We start from the raw sequence: 23,962 nt of genomic DNA on the forward strand, positions 1-23,962 counted from the left end.
TAGACTGACAGCACCTTGAGTGTGGAAGGCGAACCTTATGGCCTGACATGCGCTTGGGTAAGCGCTAGCCGGACCAATCAGAGATGGGTTCCAGCTAGTCTGACAGCACCGCGCCAAACTTCAATCAGGTACGTTTAGTCTGACAACATCATCTGACAAGATCCCGCGCTGCGTGTTCACAAGCCGAAAGCCGATATGATCGGTGCCAAGATCTCTCTCTTGGAATTGACGAGCGGCCGGGCGATAGCGCGCGCAATAATTTGCAGCGCAAAGGAATGAACCACCCTTTATCACATTGACTGGCGCCATAGTGTCAGTTCTTCCCGCGCTACTCGTGGTCCATTCCCAGACATTGCCTATCATATCATGAAGGCCAAAGGCGTTGGGTTCAAAACAGCCAACTGGCGCGCGCGAAGTGTAGCCATCCTCACCCAAATCTCTGGCTGGGAAAACTCCCTGATAGTAATTTGCTTGAGGTTTCCCGGAGGAGTTTTTGGGTTCTGGAAAGGTCGCTGTTCCGGCCTTGGCAGCATATTCCCATTGTTCTTCGCTCGGCAAACTCATGCCAGCCCAATCAGCATAAGCAAGCGCGTCGCGATAGGTCACTTGAACCACAGGATCGTTGCCACGGCCTTCGATCGTGCTCTCAGGCCCCGAAGGCGACCGCCACTGCGCACCGATCGACCAAATCCACCAGTTGGGATTGTCCCTGCTTGGCACCCGAAATACCGCTGATCCCGGCTGCAACATTTCCTGCGTGGCTCCCGGTATTTCCGGTGGGTCACGTTCGGCCTCTGTTACATAGCCAGTGTCTGCAACGAACTCGCCAAACTGCGAATTGGTGATTTCGGTGCGTGATATCCAAAAGCCATCAAGGGAAACTTCGCGCGGAGGGCCTTCTTCGCGGTACAGTGGATCATCGCCCATGGTAAAGCTGCCGCCATCCACCCAAACCATTTCGGAGTTCGAAATGCCGCGGCATTTGTCTTCACCAGATGCAGCTTCACGCTCGTTCCCTGCATCGGAGCATCCCTGCAGCAGTAGCACGGCTATGACCAATGGACGCATCATGATAGGCTTCGCAAACGTTCAACTATGTCCAAAACCACCTGCTTCATAAGGTCGATTGCCACGTTAATCTAACACGGTCCTCTCTTGCACAAATAAGCCATATTAGTTGCGCCCTCTGACAGCAGCTTCTGCCCATGGTGAACGAGTTTCTTCCGCTCTCGCTTCATAATCAATGGCGGTATTGCGCGCTGATCGAGAACCGCTCTTAGCTGCGTCATTGACAGCTCGCCTTGTCGGAACATCGGGCATAGCCTCAAGCACAGCCGCCAATTTGGCAAGAATTTCAGGCTGCTCCCGCGCCAGATCCTCTTGCTCATACGGATCGTCTATAACGTTGTATAGCTGATGTTCGCCATCCGCTCCCATGCGCACCAGCTTCCACGGCCAGTCAAATACCGCCCTGCCGCTGCTTGAACCTAAAATCGTTTGAGCTCGGTCAATCTTAACCCCGCGGTCTATTGCCTGCCACATGCTCTGCCCATCAAGCTTCTCTAGATTTGATGAATTGCCGCCCACGGCATCAAGCAAAGTTGGCAGCCAATCTTGTACAACTATCTGCTGAGTTAACACCTCGCCTGCTTTGATATGGTTTGCCCACATAATAAGTCCCGGCACACGCACACCACCTTCAAAAGACGAGCCTTTGGCACCGCGCAAATCTCCATTGCTGGAGCCTAGGCTTAAAGATCCACCGTTGTCGCTAGAGAAAACTACAATGGTGTTTTCCAGAATCCCTTGTTTTTCTAACTCGTCAATTAATTGGCCTATGCCATCGTCGAGTTGGGTGACCATTTCGGCATAAACATATCTATTGCCTGGCTTAATCTCGGAGTTGAGGCCGCTATCTTCCGGTGTAGTCTGCAACGGCGCGTGCGGCGCGTTATAGGCTAAGTAGAGGAAGAAAGGGCTGGCAGTATCCCTAGTGTCAATTACCCGCTTGGCTTCAGCCGTGAATAGGTCTGTCGCATGGCCTTCTTCTCGGAGAGACACCCCATTTTTTTGCCAATCTAGCCCACCTGCATACACGTGGCTGTAAAAGTCTATAAAACCTGACAAAAACCCGTAATGGGAATCGAACCCCCTAGAAATTGGCCAATAGTCGGTATTGCTTTTACCCAAATGCCACTTACCAACCATAAAGGTCTGGTAGCCCAATTCTTTGAAATACTCGGGCATGATTTTTAGGTCGCGCGGCATACCAGTGTCGGCGGCCATTGGGCCGTCGATGCCGTAATCCAAAGGATTGCTTCCCGTTAGAAGGCCGGTTCTGGTTGGACTGCAGATCGGGTAAACATAGTTTCGATCCAGGGTCATACCGGCACTGGCCATCTGATCCAGATTAGGAGTAGCAATTTCGCTACCGTTGTAGCCAACGTCACCAAACCCCATGTCATCCACCAATATAAAGATCACATTGGGGCGGCTGACGGTGTCCCGATCAAGGCTGGCAATCGGGATCGGCGGACCTGCCTCAGTCTCGACAGGCACAGAACAAGCCGCTAGAAAATTGCCTGCGGCAATTAACAAAACAAAATTGCGCTTCTTCAAAGTCAGTTACTCCGTGATGAGAATGCATGGCTTCAACGACAATTGGGATGGAGCCGTCAGGCTAAGACACACATGTCCCCCATTGGCGCACAGATGGCAAGCTTGCGCCAAGGTCTGGAAATGGCACTGTCAAAGCAAATGCATCTAATTGACGACTGACGCACTTGGGGTAGACCGGGCGATGCCCAGCCCGTCCAGCGTCTGCTTTGCGGGCAGATGTGAGGGTGTTGTCAGACTAACGAGGCATTTCTTATTTGCCGTGCTACGGAACGGCAATGAGCCGCAAATCGAGAGCAAAACCTCCTAGCCCTTTTCTCCGTTTCAACTCATCGCCCGAAGTGATCCGCATGGCGGTGATGCTGTATGTTCGTTATCCGTTGAGCCTGCGCAATGTTGAAGATCTGCTGTTCAAATACGGCGTCGACATTAGCCATGAGAACGTCCGTTTTTGGTGGAACCGTTTCGGCCCGGTATTCGCGTCAGACATTCGAAGACAGCGTATCAAACGGATGCGGGGCTTTCGAAATTGGCGCTGGCACGTCGACGAGGTGTTCGTAAAGATTGATGGGCAAACGCATTACCTTTGGCGCGCCGTGGATCATGAAGGTGAGATTCTCGAGAGCTATGTTACGAAGAAACGGGACAAAAAGGCAGCATTGAAGGTCCTTCGCAAGGCGCTGAAACGGCACGGTCAGGCTGAGAAGATCGTGACCGATGGTCTCAAATCCTACCCTGCAGCGATGCGTGAGTTTGGCAACGAGAACCGCCGCGAAATGGGGCGGTGGAATAACAATCGTGCCGAGAACAGCCACTTACCGTTTCGACGACGAGAGCGGGTGATGCAACGATTTCGCAGGATGAAGTCGCTTCAAAAGTTCGCCTCAGTCCACGCCAACATCCACAACCACTTGAACTCCGAACGCCATCTAATCGACCGACAAACATACAAAACCGGTCGCTCAGCTGCATTGGCTGAGTGGCAGTTTCTTGCTGCCTAAACTCAGCGCGACCTCGCCACAGCTCTGTCAATCGGAGACAAGTTGCAGTTAGACTGACAGCACCAAGAGAAGGGATCAAACGACAAACACTCGAGAACAGGCGCTTGCTTCACAGAAAGCTTGCCGCCTAAAACACATCAACCAAATGAGACCAGACACTCGCTAAGCCAAACACTCAGCGTGTCTCAATTTATCTGACGACGGACAAACTGAAGTAGAGGCCAGGATGCTCTATCTCCAACGGAGGCAAGTCTGCGTTATCAGGGAAGGTCGTTCTGAGATACCGTTACTACGATGATGTCGTGATCATTGCGCGCGTTTGGCATGCGCGTGAAGATCGCCAGATCTGACTACTCGGGTCTTTTCTGAGATTCTCCTATCACTCTTAGTGTCTGAACAGAATGACTTTCTAGTGCCTTTATGGACTTGCCTTTGTGATGCCAAAAAAAGTCGAAAAAAGCTAAACTTTTTCACGACCCGATGGACCCTCTGATTGAGGGTAGTGCCGTGCTTTCTGTCCTCGAGCTTTTGATGTGATCCGAGGATGGAATAGATGGTCGGGATTTTCACTGGGTTTGGTGCTGGCGTTGAGCGGGGTTCTGCCAATATCTTAGGCGGGGCTGGCCAGTTGGGCGGTGCAGGACTTGGCCGAGGCGGTGAGAATGTCTCCGTCAATGCGGCGACCGGTAACCTTGTAATTTCTAGGCGCGATGAGTTTTTGACGGGCATTGGGCCTGATGCGGCAGTCTCGCGCAGCTACAATAGCCTTGTCCATACAGGCGACCGGGACAATGGCGATCAGTGGCAGCAGTCCACCACTAGGCGCGTCTTTGGTCTTTATGGTGATGTGAACACTGCAGGCAGCACTGTTCAGCGTCTTGGCGCAGATGGTTCTGTTATCAATTATGCCTATTCAGAGCGTGATGGGGAGCTTGCGTATTGGGCGATTGATGGTGCGGGCGCGCATGACCAGCTTGACTATGATGGCGCTAACAACCGTTGGACTTGGGAAGATGGCGATAGCCTAACACGTGAGTTCTATGATGCGGCAGAGGCGGCGGGTGAATATCGTCTGACAGAACTGATTGATGTAAGCGATCAGAAGCTGACTTACAGCTATGAGGCGAATAGCGATCGACTACACCGTATTACCACGCAAAATGGTGAGTGGATCGAATACAAATGGGATGTGACCAGAGGTCATATCACGCAGATCGATACGGGATATCTCGATTCTGAGAATGGCAATACTCAGAAATATCTGACCCGGGTTTATTACGGCTATGAGGCGAGTGGTGCTTACCGTCTGACCAGCGTAACCACCGATTTGTCGCCAGAAGATCAGGTTAAGGCCGATGGTGATATTTATACCATCTCATATCAGTATGTTGATGCAACTAGCAATCTGATCAGTAAGGTATCGCAAAGCGATGGTTCTGAGCTTTCGATCACCTACAATGCTGATGGCCGAGTTGAGACGCTAACGCAGTTGGTTGTGGCGGCTGATGGATCGACCCCGGCGATTACGCGTACCACCAGTCTTGCTTACCATATTGGCTACACGGTGGTGACGCATCCTGATGCAACCACTACGCGGATGGATTACGATGCGGGCGGCCGCCTGCTTCAGATCACCACCACCCCGCCGGATGTAGGTTTACTCAAGCAAATCCGTCAGTTTGAATATGATGATGACGGCAATGTTACTCGCATTATTGAGAGCGAAGGCAATGCGCCCTCTGATACGTCTGCGACGGGCGGGTTGGATGTGGCGCCTGCGTTAAGCGCAGGAGGGGGGTCTTCTGCAACATTCACCTCTACTGGGAGGGGCGATAATGAGATTACTGGAATAGAGCTTAATCCAGACCCTGGTCACGGCTTGGCAGATGGCACCTTGCCCAGCGGATGGGCGGGATGGAACCGCGCTGAAACGACATGGCAGACATTGGATGGTCCCTATGCTGAGGCGGGCGCGGGCAATGTTTCCGCACTAGCGCTGACGAACACGGGGAGCCCTGCCTCTGGCACTGATCACAACGGCAATGCGAACCTATCGCAGTCTGTCACGTTAGATGGGTCGAAGGCGTATGAATACACCTTCTATTTCCAGCGTAATACCAATAGCGATTTTCGCTTTCTAGCAGGTCCTGGCTATGCCCCGCGCGATGCGAACAACAATCTTGTCGCGACGTTCAAGAATGCTCACAGCGGCGCTGAGAACGTCTATTCCAAGCTTTGGGATCGAACCACCAACAGCCCGTACCAGCCCACCCCATATGAACTGGGCACTTGGTACAAGTTTGTCGGTTACATCCTGCCCGAAGGGACCGAAGCGCTTGGTAATTCTGAGAAGCGCGGAGGCATCTACAACACGCAAACTGGTCAGAAGCTCGCGAATAGCAATGCGCTTATTTGGAGTGAGAACCGGCTTAATGATGAGGTGAATTTCACACTTAGTGTTTCTGGCTTCACTCAGTCAGATGGCTCTGACCAAGCGCGGGTCTGGAAGCCGGAAATCCGCGAAGTTACCGATCTGAACGCCATTCTCAAGAATGATGACACACTCGATGTAACCGCAGATGCTGAGTTGAACGGGCCCGCTGCCGCAACTCAATCAGCTCCGCCTCTAACCTATGCTGATACGGGTCGCGGTTTAAATCTGTCTAATGTTGAGCTCCCGGAAGATTTGTCTGAGGCCCCTGCTGATGGGACTTTGCCCAATGGCTGGGGAGGCTGGAACACTGGCGAGACCAATTGGCAAACGGTTGATGCGCCCTATTCGGCTCCTGGTTCCGACGACAGTCTTGCGCTCAACCTGACAAACTTAAATGGCGATGCGCATAGCGGCAGAGCGGAGTTTGCGAGCCCGTTAGCGCTCGATCCCAGCAAGCATCACGAATACACTTTCTATTTCCAGCACAATTCAGACGATAATATTCGGTTCAATCTGCGTCCCGATCCTTATGCGACGGACGCAAATGGGACGTCTGTGCCCACATTTAAGAATGCTCAAAACGGTGGATTGAGCATTAACCACAATATGGTGGATCTCTACACCAACCCTGCATCCCAACCTGATGTGGAGCAGAACAAGTGGTATAAGGCGGTTGTCTATATTCTTGCTGATGGAAGCCCCTCGCTGGGCGGTGGCAAGAGGGGCGGCATCTATGACATTGAGACGGGCGCGAAGTTTGCTGATGTCAACACGCTGATCTGGAACGAGAACCGTGTTTCTGACACGACCTCGCTGCGCTTAAGGATGGGCGGTTTGACCGGGACCGACCCTGCAAAAGGCTTCAAGATCTGGCGTCCTGAGATCCGAGAGGTCGATCAAGGTGCGATCCTTGTCGATGGTGCCATCCTTGATGTTGCTGTTGATGAACAGCTTCTGACATCATCCAATGCTGCAACAGGCGGAGGTTCTGGATCAGGGGCAAATACACCAACAGGCGCGATCGTGGGAGCGCCTGTGATCGCCAATGACATGATGTCTCGCGAGACACTGCTGGCTTATGATGCCAATGGCAATGTCATTCGTACCACTGATGCGAATGGCAATGTCATTGAGCGGACCTATGACAACAACAACAATCTGATCAGCGAAACCTGGACCGGAACTCATGAGGGAGTGGCCGGCGTCACGCGGACTTCACATTATCTATATAATAGCGACAATCGTTTGCGCTTTACTGTCAATGCTGAGGGTGAAGTTACACAATTCTCGCACACTGACGCTGGCCTGCTTTTGTATCAGATCCGGTACCCAGAGCACAATTATGCGGTGGGATCGTCCGCGCCAACTTTCTCTCAGGTCAAGACGTGGATCGCAGATCTGCCGGACAAATCCTCATCACAGATAGTTCGCAATGAATACGATGCTCGCGGCAATCAAACAACTACCACTCGATACACATCACACCCAAACGGTGGAGCAGTATGGTCGTCCCAAGGTGGCCCAACGGCCTCGACAAAATTTGTCTATGATCAGGCTGGGCAATTGCTTGAAACCAGAAGTGGGAGCGAGAGTTTCGCACATAGCGTTTATGATGGCCTTGGCCGTGTTGTGGCTTCGAGTGATGGTGCAGGCAATACGGTTACCGTTGCCTTTGAAGATGCGGGATCGAAGACCATCATCACCAATGCAGCGGACTTTATCACCACGCAAGTTTACAATCTTGCTGGCGAATTGCTGACGCTGAGTGAAGGCACCAATGTGGCAGGCGATATCAATGCGGCTGACACATCATACAGCGAATATGATGATATGGGGCGTCTCAGTGTCTTCACTGATGCTTTGGGGCGCAAGAGTTACTTCTTGTATGACGAGGTTGGGCGTCAGACCGGCGTGGTTGATCATGATGGCTATCTAACAGAATTCTTCTTTGACGAAAGCAATCGTCAGATAGCAAGCGTTGCCTATGCGACCGCCTCTGCGATCCCAGTAAGCAGCTCAAGCCAGGACTATGTTCGGCCTGCTGGTAATGCGAGCGATGTCTGGAGCTTCACCATCTATGATGATGGTGGCCGGGTATTGCAGACCATCAATGCAGGCGGTGAGGTTACCGGCTTTGAGTATGACAAGGCGAACAACCTCACCCGCACCACTGCCTACGCTAATACTGTTGATATTAGCGGCCTCAAGAGTGTGGGCTCGCTCCCAACGGATATTCTTGTCGTCACTCCTGATAGCGCCGCAGACATCGTCACGCGCAGCTTTTACGACCTATCGGGTCGTCAGATCGCAGCCCTTGATGCTGAGGGCTATCTCACTGAGATGGTCTATGACAGCGCTGGTCAGATGATCCGGCAGACAGCTTATGCTGGTCAAACTCAGCAAGTTGACTGGGCAACCGGTACGCTCGCAGCGCTAAGAGCATCGGCAAATACGAGCGGTAGTCGCTCGGTACATTCGGTTTTTAATGGTCTGGGGCAACTGCGCTATACGGTTGATCAGCTTGGGTATGTGACGGGCTTTGAATATAACAATGCAGGCCAAGTAACCAAGACGACCGCCTTTCACACTGCGATCAGCACAAGTGATTATACTTTTGATGGGGTGAGCGGTCTGGTTGGAGTGCCTGGAGGAACTGATCGTTCCAGCACCACCACTTATGACAACGCTGGCCGAGTGGCGAGCACCACCGATGCAGCAGGGCTGATCACCTCATACACATACGACAGTCTGAACAATGTTGTGGCAACACAGCGCAATGACAATGGCGATATCCGCACCACTTACACCCATCATGATGGCCAAGGCCGGTTGATCTATGCGGTTGATGGTGAGGGTTATGTCACCAGCTTCCACTATGATGCAGCTGATCAGCTGATTGCACAGCGGCAGTATAATACGAAGCTCGGCGGCGGTGTGGATCGCAGTGATGCTGGCGCTGTCGCGACTGCTGTTGCCGGTGACGCCAACTTTGTTGAACAATCCTCATCGTTCGACGATCTTGGCCGCCTTCAAACCTCCAGCAATGCTATCGGTGATACTGTCACTTACAGCTATGATGGTCTGGGTAGGCAGACGCAGGTCATCGTTGGATCGGGCAATGATCAAACCACTACGACCAGCGCCTATGATGTCTTGGGGCGCGTTGCTTCTGTAACCCAGGCGGCCGACCAAACCGCTGGAAAACGCTATAAACAGGTCGATGTCCAGGCGACAGCTGCCGATCAAGTTGTGTCGGTCAAGAATTCCTATGCTAACAATTTTGCTGTTGAGGCAGGTGAGCAGCTAGCAGTCAGTGTGAGCCTTGAATCCACAGGTTCGATTGACAGCGCTCGCGCCGCGATTTTCTGGCTCAATTCTGCAGGGCAGATTCTGAGTTCGACCATTGTCGGCGATATCCAGTCCGATCCGATCCCCTACAACTCCGAAATCAGCGGCGTGGTCGAAGTACCTAGCGGTGCAACTAGCGCTTGGCTCGAGATTTATGCCCACACCAAAGGATCCGGTGCGGGAACTTTCCGCTTAATCGATCCCTCGGTTGTGCACTTGGCTGAGGATGGATCTCCAACCGAACTTGGCAACGTTATTGAGAACGCCGAGTTCGATGGTCTCGATGACTGGGTGATCGCCTACAATCCAGACGGCATTTATCAGACGAGATCTGTTGGCCAAGCAGGTGCACAGAAGAATGGTGCATTAGGCGAAGAGATCACTTCGCGTTCATTTTATGACAACTTTGGTCGAACGACCACGATGGTCGATGGCAAAAACAACACCGCATACTCACAATACGATAACCGCGGTCTTGTGATCCAAACCACGAATGCTGAAGGCGGCGTAACGACTTACGAGCACAACGCCTTTGGTGAGGTTATCAAAGCCACCGATGCGCGCGGTAACAGCACTTACACCTACTATGATGATCTCGGCCGCGTCACCCATGTGGTGGATGCTGAGAACTATGTCACTGAGACTACCTACACTAGCTTTGGTGAGGTTGAGACGGTCACGCGCTATGAGAACAAGGCGACCGGGACGCCAAGCGTCACCGCCATGCCGGCGATCAACACCGATGCCAATGAAGATGCGATCACCACATTTGGATACGATAATGCAGGTCGCTTGGTTCAGACCACTGACGCAGAGAACTATGTAGAGACCTTTAGCTACAACGCCTTTGGTGAGCGGGTCTTGATGACCGGCAAGTCTGAGACTGCCAATAGCGCCGATGGCTCAAACAACGTCACCACCTATGTCTACGACAAGCGTGGGTTGATGGTCAGTGAAACTATGCCAGCCACAGCGCTCAATGGGGCTGGTGTGGGAATCGCGATCACCAACTCATACATCTATGATGCGCGCGGCAACCGCGTGAGCATGACTGAAGGTGTGGGCCTCGATGAAGCGCGCACCACGACCTACATCTATGATGCTGCAAACCGCCTGATTGAAACGCGGGGCCAAGCGCGCGAGGTCTATAGCCAAGACACGCATCAACTGCTCGACGGTGCTTATGTCCCCAAAGAGTACATTTCCTATGATGCGCGCGGCAATGTTACGAAGACGGTTGATGCTTCTGGTGCAACTACGATCTTCTTCTATGACGACCTCAACCGAAAAGTGGTCGAGATTGATGCGCTCGGCACTTACACCGCTTACGAATATGACAAGAATAGCAATGTAGAACGCATCCGCATCTTTGAAAATCAGCTGAGCGTGCCTGCTAACGCGGCGAGCGATGCAAATTACGTGGGGGGCTCGCAGGAAGAGGCTCAGGATATCACTGATCCTGGCGTCAACCTCGGCAATGCGCGTGAGACGCTGTTCGAATATGATGCGCTCAACCGCATGACCAAAAGCTCGGTCGTTGGGGTTCATAATGGGTTTTACGACACCTCGCTGCAAAACCCAGCTTGGGTTGCCAATGCCGACAACTTTGAGACGCTCTATGAGTATGACGCCAATGGCAATGTCGTCAAAACCACTGATCCAATGGGCAATGAAACGCACGCCTATTACGACCATCTTGGACGCAAGATCGTCCAAGTTGACGCAGAAGGCTATGCGACCAAGTGGGAGTATGACAGCGAGGGCAATGTTCTAACTGAAACCCAGTTTGCTGATCCGATCAACAACGCGATCGTTGGAACCGTACCCACCACGCCAAGCTCTGGCGATGATCGGATCACGCTGTACACTTATGATGAGGTAGGAAATCGCCTAACCGAGACGCGGATCGGTATCGAAGTCTATGATGACGTTGCAGACAACGGCACCACAAAGACAGTCAATGGCACTGTCGTCTACACTTACAACGGCCTTGGTCAGGTTCTATCCAAAACCGAAGCAACCGGCGATGCCATCACTTACACCTATGATGATGGTGGACGCCTTGATTATGAGGAGCGTTCCTCCTTTATCGGCCATACTGGCGCTTCGGTCACGCCGCGTGTTGACTATGCCTATGATGGTCTTGGCAATCTCACCCAGTCCACCTCAGCAGGCGCTGCTGGCATAGCGGCACGAACAACCACTTACGAATACAACGATGGTGGTCTGCTGTCTCGCATGGTTGACGCGGAAGACAATGAACGCCTCTACTATTACGACAAAAGCGGACGGCAGATAGTTGAAGCCTATGACCGCACTGATCACGACACCACAACGCCTCACCGTGAAGCTGCGCTCACAAAGTATGACCTGCTGGGAAGGGTGATTGAGCAGAAGGTCGTGCGTGATATCAGCACGAGCGGTCCTGAAAACTGGCAAAGCGACACCAGCGCTATTGGCAATGATGAAACCATCACCCAGACCCATTACAACGCCTTTGGCGATGTGATCGCCACCGGGATCAATGTTGGAACAGGTGATCCATCGACCTGGCAGACTACAAACAAATATGACCTTGCTGGCCGCCTTTGGGCCACCAATGCCGGCGATGGGGTTTGGAAGTTCTTTGGCTATGATAAGAATGGCAATCAGACGTTAGCGCTCACAAGTGCGGGTGCACAATTTACAGATGCAACGACGTTCCAAAGCGCTTTCAACGGCATCGATGGTGCCGATGTAAACGCGACCTACACCCAATACGATGCTCGCAATATGGCCGTGCAAGTGGTTGAGGAAGGCCGCGAGCTTGCCGCAGGCACTGAGCAGGACTTGACCACAAGCCGTGAATACAACGCCTTTGGCGAGGTGGTGAGTGAAACCGATGCCCGCGGTGCAACGCTGAACTACACCTACAACACAATGGGCCGGATGATCCGTTCGACAAGCCCAGTAGTGAGTATCACGAATGAGGATGGGTCTACCCAGCTGGTTCGTCCCTCAGAAGACTTCTATTACGATCTCTCCGGCCGCCTTGTGGCGCAGGGTGATGCCAATGGCATCTATGACGTCGATGTGCCTGGTGAAACCTACAAGCTCAAAGCCGCGGATGACGGCAATCTCACCCGCCTCGAGCTTCTGGCGGGCACAGGCTATGACGGCACTCAGGCGCTCATCACGAAGCAAACCGCTTCAGATTTTGGTATCACACAAACCAGCTTTGATGTGCATGGCGATGCGCGCCAAGTCGATATGCTTGTTCTGGGTGATGGACAAAGCTCCACAGATGTATGGCGTACGACCAACCAAGAGTTCGATAAGCTTGGTCGTCTGACAAAAGTCACTCAGCCCAATGGTCTCGTTCAGCGCTTCGAGTATGACGAGCAAGGCCAGCGCATTGCCGAATGGTATGAGAATGTTGGTGTGAGTGGTTATGGCTCAGGCAACAAGCAAACCACAACTTACGACAAACAAGGCCGCGTCATCGGAACACGGGCCTACGGTGGTGACATCACCACTACGGCCTACCACTGGGATGGTTCACTTGAAGCGGATGAAAGCGGACTGAACGATACAGGGGGCTGGGTCCAAACAACCAAGTACCATTATGGCAGCCAGTATATCAGTAAATCACTCACTGAAACTAGCGATGTCTTTGGCAGGGCTATCTCGAAAAATGACCTTGGCGGTCACACCACCACATATGAATACGATAAGGCTGGGCGTCAAAAGAGCAGTTTGATGAATGGCGAGACTGCGAGCTACACTTACTTCAACACAGGTCAGATTGCGACAAACACCAACCTGAATGGTGTGGCGAGCTACGAATATGATGCAGCGGGCAATCGCACGCGCGAGGTACTTGCTGGCAAGAAAAATCAGAGCGCCGCTTACGATCTCCTCGGACGCCTGACGAGCTGGAGTGAAGCGGGTACTTCAGTTTCTCCAGCAGCCTCGGAAACCCATTCCTATGACGCCAATGGCAATATTAGGCGTACGCAGTCGGATTTTTACAGGCTCGGCCCTTCAGGCCAAACGCTTGGGGCACAATGGTCTACAGATGACTGGTTCGCCTTTGACAGTATGAACCGGGTGGTCATCGTCAACGGCATTCAGGAAGGCGATCATGTTGTTAGACGCAATCTCTCCAGCGCAGCCGGCGCTAATGCCAGCCTTGCGATTGCGTACAATCGTGCTGGCGAGCGGATGCAATCCACATCAGGGATCGAAAAGTCGTACACATACTGGGTAAACACAGATCCAAACATCAGCATTCAATCCCATAACACATTTGATTTGCTAGGATCTGCAACATCAGAGTTCAATTCTGGCTATTGGAACACCGTATATTACGACGCGGAACAACGCGAAGAGTACTCCTATGACGGTGCAGGACAACTTATTCAGATCGATCAGGCCGAGAGTGATTTCGATGCACAGGACTTCGAACTTGTCGTTCAGTATAGCCCCGCAGTCGATCCGCAAGCTTTCGTTAGCGCTCCCGGTACAGCACAAAAACTAAGCGAGTTCCAATATGACCGCTTAGGACGGCAGACCCGTCAGCAGGATTTCAAAAATGGCGGAACAAAAGAAGTGTTCGACAAGCAGTCCTTCTACAACGCCAAGGGTCAGCTGATCGAGGATGACACCAGTACAGCCAATGTCGAGAATGACACCAATCGCCGCGTCACCCGCTATGATTATGGCAATGCCTCCAACTACGCTTTGGGTCAGATCATCCATACGATCGTGGATGGTTACAAAAATGGTGATGATAGCAGCCGTCTGGATAGCGCCACCAAGTACATCTACGACTGGTATGATAACGCCGTTCAAAAAACGATCTATCACGATAATCGTTTCAAGAACGATCACTATGACACCGTCTACCCTGGACGGTTTGATGGTCGGGGTATTCAACAAGGTTTCGACCTCGATACACTGGTGCCCTCAAACCTATTCGACACAAACGATTTCGACCACGACTACACCACCACCCAAAGCTACAACGCCTTTGGCCAACTGACCTCTGCCTATGTCCAGGATGGGCTTGCCAAGAATGTAACCTTTACCCTCGATGAAACCGGGCAGATCATCCGGCGTCAGGAAAGCAGCCCTGCGAATGCCACCCAAACCGGTGCACCGGTTGATGTGTGGTACCGCTATGGCGGGGCTGAGATGGGCCATTCCTCCAACAATGGTACCAGCAACGTCTTCACTACCACCTCTATTGCCGAGCGCACAGCGCGGCCGCATGAGGAAGACCGCACCGGCACCTTCCTTGGCGGCAGCAACACAGGTTCCGCCTATATCGATGCTTCCGGCTTTGAGCAGCTGAACTCCTATGATCAGGGCTCACGTTCAGGCACTTACACCGTGCGCGGGGGGGAGAGCCTCCAACAGATCGCGGCCTCCACCTATGGCGATGCGAACCTATGGTACAAGATTGCTCAGGCCAACGGCCTCTCGGGCAGCGAGGCACTGTCTGCAGGCCGAACGCTCCGCATGCCAGCGGGCGTGGTTAAGTCTACCCACTCGGCATCCACCTTCAAGCCATACAATCCGGGCGAAGCTGTCGGTGAACTCTCCCCCACATCTCCCAAACCTTCCAAGGGCGCGAAATGCGGGGTCTTTGGGCAGATATTGGTGGCTGCGGTTGCTGTCGGCGTTGCAATCTGGGCAGGCCCTGGCGCTATTGCCTTCTTCGAAGGTCTCGGCACGGTGGGTGCTGCCATTGCCGGCGGTGCTGTGGCAGGTGCTGCTGGAAGTATCGCCAGTCAAGGCGTTGGTCTTGCCACGGGGATTCAAAACAGTTTCAGCTTTAAGAGCGTTGGCCTGGCCGCCATTGCTGGCGCGGTTGGCGGCGGCTTTAGGGGTCTTGGTGAGCTTGGAAATGCTGGCAAAGTCGGCAAGTTCTTGGGTGGCAGCGGCTTTGGCAGCGCGGTCACACGCGGGGTTGCCTCATCGGCGATTAGTCAGGGAATTGGCGTGGCCACCGGCCTGCAGGACAGCTTTAGCTTTGCAGGGGTTGCAGCAGCAGGTGTGGCAGCAGGCATTGGCAACGCGCTTGGCGGCGATACTCTTGATGCGCTCAAAGGCGATGGGCTTACAGGTGCTAACTTCGCCAGCCATCTGGGTGTAGGCGCTGCCCGCCTCTTCGCCAGCGCCGCCACCCGCTCCGCGATTGAGGGTTCAAGCTTTGGTAAGGCCATTGAGGCAGGGCTGCCTGATGTCATCGGACAGGTCGTGGGACAGGTGATTGGGGGAGCGGTTGTTGGGACGCCACGACCCATAACTGGGAGCTTGGTCGACGGCTATTCTCGCGAGAGAGTCGATGCGTTTGCACTCGATAGGAGGTTTGATGGACTCTCGCGATCGGAAATAGAGCAAGTGATACTGGAAGACTATGGCAAAACGGCGGGGGACCCCGCAGCTATAGCTCAAATCTATGAAGAGTCTCCGGAGTTCCGCCAAGTCATTGAGACGACTGCTTTGGGTGTTGAGGTAGTCCGTCAGAATGGTGGGGCGCCTGAGACAGTGGGAGATCTGCTCGCGTTACGACCGCGTGTTGAACAATTAGTCAGCGGCGAGCGCGAGATATTTATTCCAGGAAACAGAACCTTTGGTGATCACGTGATCGTCGCTGGGGTGGGACTGAACGAATGGTATGAGCGGCAGTCAACCGGCACGCAGTTTCTAGCCGACTATGGCGCAGATGCGATCGGAGGTCCATTTAGAGCGGGACTCAGTTTCGTTGCTGACAAGGGCATCGAAGCTGTGATTGCGAATAGCGGGCAAGGCGAACTCGTGGCAGCGCTCATTGGCGAACTTGGCGTGTTTTCAATTGGAAGCATGGGGTCGACAACAGCCGAATTCGAGAAAGACTACCACTTTGAAGAAGGCAACGCTGACGCCATGCACATCGTTGGCGGTGCTTCGATCATCCTGGGCCTTGATTCACTGCGAAAGCTGAGTTTGGATTATCAAATCCCAGGAGGTGCAGATAGTGTTGATATTGAACCACCGGAGCAAATGGCATCCAACGCGGCACTTGGCACAGCACTTCGAGAGGTCTTGCGGGTCACCGAGGCAGCCAATCCGCTTGTAGATAGCCTCCGTGCGACTGGAGGATTGCCATCAAATTTTGTTACGAAAGCTCAAGCTCGTGCCGCAGGTTGGGCGCCGGGCAAAGCGCTGGATAACTTCATTCCCGGCGCTCAAATCGGCGGCGATGTGTTCCGAAATTCACCCGCTGTGCTTCCCAGCGCCAATGGGAGAGTCTGGTACGAAGCTGACGTAGGTCTTTCGGGAACAATGAGCCGTTCCAATCAGCCCGGCAGTCGATTGCTCTATTCAAATGATGGCCAATTGTTCATAACTACAAACCACTATGAAAGTATCCACTCAATCGGGACATGGAAGTAAAGATGATCGCAGAGATAGACGGCAGTAACATCCAGTCAGAGGCCGATTTTCACAAGGAGATCGCCGGGGCTTTGAGCTTGGGACCTTACTATGGTCGAAATCTGAATGCTCTTTGGGATGTTCTAAGTTGCGATGTGGAACGACCCGTAACGCTCGTGTGGAAGAATGCAGATGCTTCGCGGAAAAGCATGCCTGCCGACTTCGAAAAAATCACAGACCTTCTTCGAGATATCGAAAAGGAAGATGCTGCCTATGACGTAAGCGCAAGGTTCAGTTTTATCGCTGACTAATCGCCGTTTTCCGAATTGACCAAGGATCAGTAGTTGGCAAAACCAAAGATAAAACTGAGATGTGAAACGCGTTCGGACTTTACTGATCCAGCAATTGCACTTGCGCTGTTGAGCTGTTTGGAAGCCCAAAGCAGTCTTACACCTGACAAGGTTTCGCATTCTGAGCCAATAGACCAGCCTTACGGAGGTGTAGAGAAATTTATTCAAGATTGGTGGGGTAAGCCAGCGAAGATGTTGCTCCAATCAGGGCAAGGCGGCTCCATCGAATTTTTGCAATCAGTGATGCTCAAGCGGAGCAAGAGGCCTGCTTATTGGGCTAAGATTGAATTCAGAGATCCAAATGACCCCCGACATGGGGTGCCTGGAAGCATAATGCTTGAAAGCATCTGGGAACCTAAAATAGATTACATGGTTGTTTTGAAAGACTGGTGCGAAGCGCTCAATGCTAGTTTTGGGAGTCTTCATATATTTGCTGATGAAGAGGTAAACGGGTATCATAGGCTTCTGGAGAGCCTGCCCACGGAAGATGAAAAAGATGAGCTTTATCGAGGAATCAACTTCTTTCGAGCAGGCCTTTTTGAATCGCCGCTAAATGGTGCCATTCCGAATCTAGGCTGGGCGACGTTTATCTCGGATGAGAAGCTGCAGAATATCTCTTTCCATGACTGCGGTCAGTTAGAAGGGCGCGTTGAAAAGGTAAGGCACGGCAAGATTTTCTGTGTCAGCCACGAAATTAGCTCAACCATCGACGATTTCTCGACATTTTCACGCCAGCGACACGCACTAAAATCGTGCTTTCCCGCAGATTTCTTTATGATCAAGGACGAACCCATACTGAGTTGAGACCTTTGGTTTTGTCTGACGGTCTTGTCAGTCCAGCGGGGCAATTGTGACCCGACGTGCTAACAGTCCGGCATGAAACACAAATCCAGAGATAAACCACCAAGCCCTTTCAAGCGCTTCAACTCATCACCTAAGGCCATCCGGCCAGTTTTCCTACACCCAGATCCCCTGCTACCGCTTGAGCCATGCCCCAAGCGCCTGCCAATCCTCTCTTTCACATTCAATCGCCAAACCCGATCAAAGCACCCCTAGCTGATCGATTGAATTTCACCCCCTGGACAGTGTGCCAAGTGTGCCAAACTTCCTACATCGCTCGCGATTCTTGCTCAGTACTCGCTAGGGGAGCGGGAACACACAAGGATTGCGACTAGGCTTTCCCGCTGCGCAAGTTGTTCATCATGGCGCTGATTTCTCTGTCGCTGGAAAGGCTCGCAGTGGTCCGGTCAATAACGCTCTGGAAACCGGCAGAATTGGCAACGCTTTCCCCAAACTCTTCTGTGAGCAGCGCACGCACAAACCCCTTCGTAAAGTCCTCCTCGGACAGCCCCTCAATCGCTGCTAGAGCGTCCACCATCTGGCGGGTGTTCATCGAACGGGCCTCAGGCTTGGCGGTCTTTGAACTTGCATCGGCCTTGCTGCGCTTGGCCATGCGCTGGAGCTGCGCGCGGATCGCGGCGATCACCTGATCGGAATTGGTTATCCGGGTCATGATGCAGGCCGCCTAGGGGCCAAGAGAAGCAGGGTGAGAACCATGGACCTTCGCATCAGTGCTTTGTGGAGTTTCCGCCAAGCTGACCAAGGAGCAAAGAGGTGGCAGACGTTGCACCGCTATCCCCATCTGCATCTTCATCGGAAGTCGCCTTTGGCTGAGGCGTTTCGGAAGCCATCTTGGCCTTCAATTCGCGCATCAAAAGCTCAATATCGCCATTCATCGGCAGGTTCTCTTGGTTGAGCGCAATGCCTTGCTCAAATTTGGCAAACGCCTCGCCAAACTCATCACGGATGACATGAACAAGACCCTCGACAAAAACACGCAGGTAGTTGTCTTTGGGTGCCCTTAAAAGAGGACCCAAGGTAGCAAGGGCTTGGTCCGCTTCCCCGCTGGTAAGCTCGAAGAACCCCAGCTGATAACGAGCAATGGCATAGTCAGGGGCAATCTCAACCGCTTGCGATAAAGATGCATGGGCTCTGATATTGTCTGACATCCCTGCGAGGACAGAGCCGCGCATGAAGTGCAGACGTGGGTCCTCTGGAAACTGGCGCAGTAGAGTGTCTATCGGTGTCAGATCATCACTATCTGGAGCAGCGAGAGTGGCAACAAGTTGCTCTAAGTCTGCATCTGGTGCGAGTTGGTCGGCCATTGGTTGATGATCCTTTATCGGAATTTAGCAATCGACTTGCGCATATGGGCAAGGGCTTTGGAATGGATCTGTGAAATACGGCCCCGCGACAACCCCAAAAGTGAGGCAATTTCGGAGAAGCGAAGGCCTTGCTTATAGTGATAATTCATTACGCTGTGCTCGGGATCTGGAAGAGCTGCAAGTTTTGCCCACAAGGCATTGACCATCTGCTTCCATGCAGCCCCATCAAAGGCGGATGGGGCACCGCTTGGAACATCAGAAGCTTCGCTTTCGGCATTGTCCTCAAGAATAAACCCGAGCGCCATGCCGACGACGACCTCACGCAAGGCCTCCATCTGATCTTCTTCGGAGCCAGGATCCAACTTTCGCTTCAATGATGCTAGTCTATCGCGTTCGGCGCGGTTACGGGCGTTGTAGGAGGCGCGTGCCTCGGTCGCCTTGGCCAAAGCGTTACGGATTGCTCCTTGAATTCGGGGACGTGCATAAGCTGTAAATGGAGTGCCAATGTCGGGGTCGAACCGTTCAATCGAAACGATCAAAGCCTCATGGGCCTCGTTGACGCAGTCGCCACTTTCTAGCCCCATTCCCGAAATGCGTCGAAACTCTCTTAGAGCTGCTCGCCGGGCGAATTCACGATAGCGGGCGAATAGGGCTTCCCTTGCATTAGTGACACTACCTTCGCGAAGGTGACGCCATTCAGCTGCTTCTTCCCGTTCTCGATCGATGAGCAGGCGCATACCTTCGCCTTGCCTTGGAGCAGTGCGCTTACCTGATGCAGTTCCAGAGCGAAGAGCCGTCACACAAAACTGCCTATCAATCCTTGTAACACCAAACTCCATCCATCGATCAGAACGAACATGAGGACCTTGATGGGCAGAGATATTGTCTGTGGCGGAACCATCATCATGCCGAGCGATAGGAGGATTGAGGCGACCACCAGATCGATCAGAAGGAACGGCAACATGATGACAAAACCGATGGTGAAGGCCACGCGCAGTTCATTCATAACGAATGCTGGGATTAGCTTCAAAATCTCGATGTCTTCGGCCGTTTCAGGAAGCGGCGTGCGAGAGATCGAATAGACCAGTTCAATATCGCTTTCCCGTGTGTGGCGAAGCATGAATTCCTTCATGGGTTCGGCTGCGTTTTCAAGGGATTGGGCCGTTGTTGCGCTGCCATCGAGGAACGGGGTGAGCGCTTCATCGTTCACCCTATCGAACGTGGGACCCATCAAAAACGCACTCATAAAAAGGGCGAGGCTGACCAGCACTATGTTGGGCGGGGTTTGTGGCATGCCGAATGCGTGGCGCACCATTGCGAGGACGATGATGATGCGGATGAAGCTGGTGGTGCTGACGATAAGCGCGGGGATGACTGCAAGCAGCCCTAAAAGAAGCGCTGTTCGGGTTACTTCTGTCTCACCATTGGTGCTTGGCGCGATCGTTGGGATCACTGCATCGACCAAAGGAGCGGCGGACACCATGGAGGTTGGGAGGATCATGCCAATAAGGGCAAGGATCGCGTAGACGAGAAAACGCGTCATGCCGCTTCCCCTTTCATTGGCTCCGTCTCTTCGTTTTCGCTGGCGGGCACTTCCGAATATTGATCGATCACGGTCGCACCGTGTTGCGCGATGTGAATAAGGTAGCGCCTTTCCCCCCGACCTAGCACCAGGAACTGGCTTGATGGTCCGGCGGCCAAGCGATCTTTGATTTCAAGCTTCTCAGCTTGAGTGTCGCTGGGAAGGCCCCTGCTGGTGATCGGGTTTGTGATCCGGTCCGGCAGGAAAGGCAGACCATAGCGAATGCGCAAAAACCCAACGGCGACAAAGGCAAGTCCGATGCACAGTAGCATCACGAGAGTGATGCGAACCCACGGGATATCGGGTGCGCTTCCCTGGCTAAGTGTACCGACACTCAGCACTGCAAAAGGATAGATGATCGAGGCACTCATTTTTGCGTCAATTCTGGTCCGACTTAGCCGATCTCAGTGAGGCGGATGGCGAAACGGTCATCGACAGTCACGATTTCACCGCGCGCGATGGTCTTTCCGTTGACGCGAATATCAACCGGGTCGGCTGGGCTGCGGTTAAGCGCAACCAGATCGCCTTTGGTCAGCTTCGAAAGCTGGCCTATGGTCATCTGACCTGAACCAAGCAGTGCTTCGCAATCGACGGACACATGATCAACAAGTTCGACCGGATCTTTGGCTTTGGCCGTATCGGCCTTGCTCTCGGCAGTTTCTTTTGAAGGCTTTGTCATTGTTTTTCCCGAAACTCCAAGTTGTATTGGGAAGATGTTTCGCTGATCATGAAGGCGAGGGCAGAGCGCCGCCCTTCAATCATCAGTTCGGCAGCGTCCGCTGGTTTTGTATCAAGGATAAGAAGGTCGCCGACCTCAAGGCCCGCCAGCTCTTTCAAGGTGATCGATGCTGATCCAAGGCGCGCTGAAACGCCTACGGAAAGATTCTCTACGATGCCCCTGGTGGTGGTTAGTCCACCGCGATTGGCCGTTTGCGGATAGGTGTCAATGGTCATCGCAACGAGCTGAGTGAGCGAGCATTCAAGAGCGATCTGCGCTTTGCCCAACGGTCCGATGAGGAGCGAGAATACACGCGGAAATGCCACTTGAAAGCGGGACGAGACTGTGTCGCTTTCCGCTGGTAGAAACTCTGCAATTCGATCTTCCAAGTCTTTGAGCGCCCGCTTGCCCAGCTTCGCAAATAAATCCTTATCGTCATTGGTCCTAGGCGTTTCATCCCCAGCGTTCAAAATGGCGAGAGCAAGAGCGGTTTCCATTCCTGCTTTGCCCGTGATCTCCAGTCCTTTGGCACGGCCAAAGACTTTGTAATCGTCCGAAGTTTGGGGCGATGCCTCATCCCAATTGCCAAGCACTTGCCAAGGAGAAGAGGCGAACCACTCGTTCGCCCAGCTTTCAACGACTTTGGTGATCGGTTCGGCCGCTCTTCTCGTCGTTAAGCTGGCATCAGGTAACCAGATTTGTGCCATGTTCAGCTCCGCTGCCCTTAACCCTGTCCGCGAATGCCAAAGAGCTGCTGAATCATATCGTTAGAAACCGAGATGATCTGACTGCTCGCCTGGAACCCGCGTTGGATGAGGATGAGATCGCCAAACTGATTGCCCAGATCGACGTTTGATGCCTCGAGACGGCGGGAAAGGATTGAACCGACGCGCGTGTCTTCAGCGCCTAGGAATTGCACCTGACCAAACCCGTTGAATTCGAACAAGGCATTGCCGCGCTGTTCAAGCGATTGCGGATCGCGGAAGTCAGCCATAGCGATTTCGCCAAGTTCGAGCGTCTCTTCATTGGTGTAAGTGATTTCAAGTTGCCCGGATTCGTTAACCGTCAAAGTGGTTAAGGAACCGGTACCATGACCTTCCACATCGCTTGCACGAAGCGAGGAGACCGTGCCTGCCGAGAAGCTTGTGACCCCTTCGGAAAAGTCGAAAGTAACATTTAAGCCTTCGTCTTCATCTGCGAAGGTCAGCTCTGTTGTATCATCTGAAATCTGACCGTTTTCAAAGATCAATGTCTCGCTGCCTAGCTGATCGCCTGTTCCATTTGTGACGGTGACAGTCCACCTGTCGACTGCGTCCTGATCCCGCTCAAACTCAACCGTCCAATTGTTTTCTTCACCATTGGGACCAAACACGGTGAGATCGGGAATGGTGAAAACATCGGCGGTGGATGAAAGGTTGTCCGCGAACGTCACGCGGGTTGTTGGCTCTGGCGGATCGGTGCGAAATTCATCTATATTGAGTTCTGTTGGACGACCCTCTTCATCGAGCACGCCGAGGCGAAGATCGGTGTTCTGAAGGACGATAAAGCCGTCATCATCGACAACGAAGCTGCCTGTTCGCGCAAAGAACTGTTGGTCGCCATCGATCAGAACGAAGAAGCCATTGCCATCGATTGAAAGGTCCAAGTCGCGACCTGTCTGACGAAGCTCGCCTTGGGAAAAGTTGATCGAAAGCTCATCCAAGCTCACACCATAACCGCTGCCGGACTGAGCATTGCCGAACTCAAGGCCGCCTCGGCTGCCAGCACCAAAGACGTTCTGGAATGTTACGTCATTGGCCTTAAAGCCGACTGTGTTGAGATTGCTGACGTTGTTACTGACTGCTTGCAGACCGTCGGAATAGGACCCGAGGCCAGACAGGCCGATATAGATTGCTCCAAACATTATGGGGTCTCTCTGATTTGTGAAATATTGGTGAGAGGCAGGCCGCTGATCGTCTGCCCATTGGGTGTTTCAAGAGTGACTGTGCCGGTGCCGTCTTCAAAGGCGACCGCGCGCACAATTCCGGTTAACGTCGTTGCACCCGCTGTCACATCGACCGTTCGGCCGAGCACAGCAGAGCCTTGCGCGGTGGTTTGAGCCGCCACCAGTCGCTCAAGATTGTCATTAGTTGTCTGGCTCAGCTGGATTTGAGAGAATTGCGCCAACTGCGAGACGAACTCAAAGTTGTCCATTGGTTCCAGCGGATCCTGAAAGGTCAGCTGGGTTAGCACGATCTGGAGAAGGCTCTCAAAGCTGAGACCGAACTGATCGGTGGCATCGCCCGGATCGACCGCTGGGGTCTCAGGCGTGTTGGTGCCAGGGGTAACGGGGGTAACCTCTTGCATC

Annotated in this window: 15 protein-coding genes; 4 read left to right on the top strand and 11 right to left on the bottom strand. The window is 53.1% G+C overall.

Annotated elements, in window-relative coordinates; translation table 11 throughout:
- Positions 1 to 120 precede the first annotated feature (120 nt).
- The gene (locus ABJ205_RS15470) at positions 121 to 1,071 is read right to left on the bottom strand and encodes a formylglycine-generating enzyme family protein (RefSeq protein ID WP_348157732.1); all 951 of its coding nucleotides are present in this window, start codon (positions 1,069 to 1,071) and stop codon (positions 121 to 123) included.
- Between the two features lie 102 nt (positions 1,072 to 1,173).
- Positions 1,174 to 2,619 carry an arylsulfatase gene (locus ABJ205_RS15475; RefSeq protein WP_348157735.1) on the bottom strand — a complete coding sequence of 482 codons (1,446 nt, stop codon included), beginning with the start codon at positions 2,617 to 2,619 and terminating at the stop codon, positions 1,174 to 1,176.
- Between the two features lie 275 nt (positions 2,620 to 2,894).
- Here ABJ205_RS15475 and ABJ205_RS15480 point away from each other — a divergent pair, with 275 nt between their 5' ends.
- The 4 genes from ABJ205_RS15480 (at position 2,895) to ABJ205_RS15495 (ending at position 17,954) form a co-directional block, all read left to right on the top strand.
- Positions 2,895 to 3,617, top strand: coding sequence for an IS6 family transposase (locus ABJ205_RS15480; protein ID WP_348157738.1), 723 nt, complete (start codon positions 2,895 to 2,897; stop codon positions 3,615 to 3,617).
- A gap of 553 nt (positions 3,618 to 4,170) precedes the next feature.
- Entirely contained in the window at positions 4,171 to 16,821 is a 12,651-nt protein-coding gene (locus tag ABJ205_RS15485) for a ribonuclease domain-containing protein (protein WP_348157741.1), read from the top strand.
- Between the two features lie 2 nt (positions 16,822 to 16,823).
- Positions 16,824 to 17,111 (top strand): barstar family protein, encoded by a 288-nt coding sequence (locus ABJ205_RS15490; RefSeq protein WP_348157744.1) that lies wholly within the window; start codon positions 16,824 to 16,826, stop codon positions 17,109 to 17,111.
- Positions 17,112 to 17,144: 33 nt separating this feature from the next.
- Positions 17,145 to 17,954 carry a hypothetical protein gene (locus ABJ205_RS15495; protein WP_348157747.1) on the top strand — a complete coding sequence of 270 codons (810 nt, stop codon included), beginning with the start codon at positions 17,145 to 17,147 and terminating at the stop codon, positions 17,952 to 17,954.
- Between the two features lie 367 nt (positions 17,955 to 18,321).
- Here the strand turns inward: ABJ205_RS15495 and ABJ205_RS15500 are convergent, their stop codons facing one another.
- Genes ABJ205_RS15500 through ABJ205_RS15540 form a run of 9 tightly spaced genes read right to left on the bottom strand, consistent with a single transcriptional unit; the run spans position 18,322 to position 23,961 of the window.
- Complete coding sequence (locus tag ABJ205_RS15500; RefSeq protein WP_348157749.1) at positions 18,322 to 18,663, bottom strand: hypothetical protein; 342 nt, start codon at positions 18,661 to 18,663, stop codon at positions 18,322 to 18,324.
- 55 nt (positions 18,664 to 18,718) lie between these two features.
- Positions 18,719 to 19,315 (bottom strand): tetratricopeptide repeat protein, encoded by a 597-nt coding sequence (locus tag ABJ205_RS15505; RefSeq protein ID WP_348157752.1) that lies wholly within the window; start codon positions 19,313 to 19,315, stop codon positions 18,719 to 18,721.
- 14 nt (positions 19,316 to 19,329) lie between these two features.
- Positions 19,330 to 20,115 (bottom strand): sigma-70 family RNA polymerase sigma factor, encoded by a 786-nt coding sequence (locus ABJ205_RS15510; RefSeq protein WP_348157755.1) that lies wholly within the window; start codon positions 20,113 to 20,115, stop codon positions 19,330 to 19,332.
- A complete protein-coding gene (gene fliP / locus ABJ205_RS15515) occupies positions 20,112 to 20,858 on the bottom strand; it encodes a flagellar type III secretion system pore protein FliP (protein ID WP_348157757.1) in 747 nt (248 codons plus the stop codon). Before fliP ends, ABJ205_RS15510 begins: the two co-directional genes overlap by 4 nt.
- Positions 20,855 to 21,268 carry a hypothetical protein gene (locus ABJ205_RS15520; protein ID WP_348157760.1) on the bottom strand — a complete coding sequence of 138 codons (414 nt, stop codon included), beginning with the start codon at positions 21,266 to 21,268 and terminating at the stop codon, positions 20,855 to 20,857. Before ABJ205_RS15520 ends, fliP begins: the two co-directional genes overlap by 4 nt.
- Positions 21,269 to 21,291: 23 nt before the next feature.
- The gene (locus tag ABJ205_RS15525) at positions 21,292 to 21,576 is read right to left on the bottom strand and encodes a FliM/FliN family flagellar motor switch protein (protein WP_348157763.1); all 285 of its coding nucleotides are present in this window, start codon (positions 21,574 to 21,576) and stop codon (positions 21,292 to 21,294) included.
- Complete coding sequence (locus ABJ205_RS15530; protein WP_348157766.1) at positions 21,573 to 22,322, bottom strand: FliM/FliN family flagellar motor C-terminal domain-containing protein; 750 nt, start codon at positions 22,320 to 22,322, stop codon at positions 21,573 to 21,575. The genes ABJ205_RS15525 and ABJ205_RS15530 overlap by 4 nt, the downstream gene beginning before the upstream one ends.
- Positions 22,323 to 22,339: 17 nt before the next feature.
- Positions 22,340 to 23,518, bottom strand: coding sequence for a flagellar hook-basal body complex protein (locus tag ABJ205_RS15535; RefSeq protein ID WP_348157769.1), 1,179 nt, complete (start codon positions 23,516 to 23,518; stop codon positions 22,340 to 22,342).
- Positions 23,518 to 23,961, bottom strand: a complete 444-nt coding sequence (locus ABJ205_RS15540; protein WP_348157771.1) for a flagellar hook capping FlgD N-terminal domain-containing protein — start codon at positions 23,959 to 23,961, stop codon at positions 23,518 to 23,520. Before ABJ205_RS15540 ends, ABJ205_RS15535 begins: the two co-directional genes overlap by 1 nt.
- Position 23,962 lies beyond the last annotated feature (1 nt).

The organism is Erythrobacter sp. (assembly GCF_039988855.1).
Lineage (GTDB): Bacteria > Pseudomonadota > Alphaproteobacteria > Sphingomonadales > Sphingomonadaceae > Erythrobacter.

What these genes read in the sequence shown, in the direction of transcription:
- ABJ205_RS15470 (WP_348157732.1), bottom strand. Translation starts at nt 1,071, where the DNA reads ATGATGCGTCCATTGGTCATAGCCGTGCTACTGCTGCAGGGATGCTCC.
- ABJ205_RS15480 (WP_348157738.1), top strand. Translation starts at nt 2,895, where the DNA reads ATGAGCCGCAAATCGAGAGCAAAACCTCCTAGCCCTTTTCTCCGTTTC.
- ABJ205_RS15485 (WP_348157741.1), top strand. Translation starts at nt 4,171, where the DNA reads ATGGTCGGGATTTTCACTGGGTTTGGTGCTGGCGTTGAGCGGGGTTCT.
- ABJ205_RS15490 (WP_348157744.1), top strand. Translation starts at nt 16,824, where the DNA reads ATGATCGCAGAGATAGACGGCAGTAACATCCAGTCAGAGGCCGATTTT.
- ABJ205_RS15500 (WP_348157749.1), bottom strand. Translation starts at nt 18,663, where the DNA reads ATGACCCGGATAACCAATTCCGATCAGGTGATCGCCGCGATCCGCGCG.
- ABJ205_RS15505 (WP_348157752.1), bottom strand. Translation starts at nt 19,315, where the DNA reads ATGGCCGACCAACTCGCACCAGATGCAGACTTAGAGCAACTTGTTGCC.
- fliP (WP_348157757.1), bottom strand. Translation starts at nt 20,858, where the DNA reads ATGACGCGTTTTCTCGTCTACGCGATCCTTGCCCTTATTGGCATGATC.
- ABJ205_RS15520 (WP_348157760.1), bottom strand. Translation starts at nt 21,268, where the DNA reads ATGAGTGCCTCGATCATCTATCCTTTTGCAGTGCTGAGTGTCGGTACA.
- ABJ205_RS15525 (WP_348157763.1), bottom strand. Translation starts at nt 21,576, where the DNA reads ATGACAAAGCCTTCAAAAGAAACTGCCGAGAGCAAGGCCGATACGGCC.
- ABJ205_RS15530 (WP_348157766.1), bottom strand. Translation starts at nt 22,322, where the DNA reads ATGGCACAAATCTGGTTACCTGATGCCAGCTTAACGACGAGAAGAGCG.
- ABJ205_RS15535 (WP_348157769.1), bottom strand. Translation starts at nt 23,518, where the DNA reads ATGTTTGGAGCAATCTATATCGGCCTGTCTGGCCTCGGGTCCTATTCC.
- ABJ205_RS15540 (WP_348157771.1), bottom strand. Translation starts at nt 23,961, where the DNA reads ATGCAAGAGGTTACCCCCGTTACCCCTGGCACCAACACGCCTGAGACC.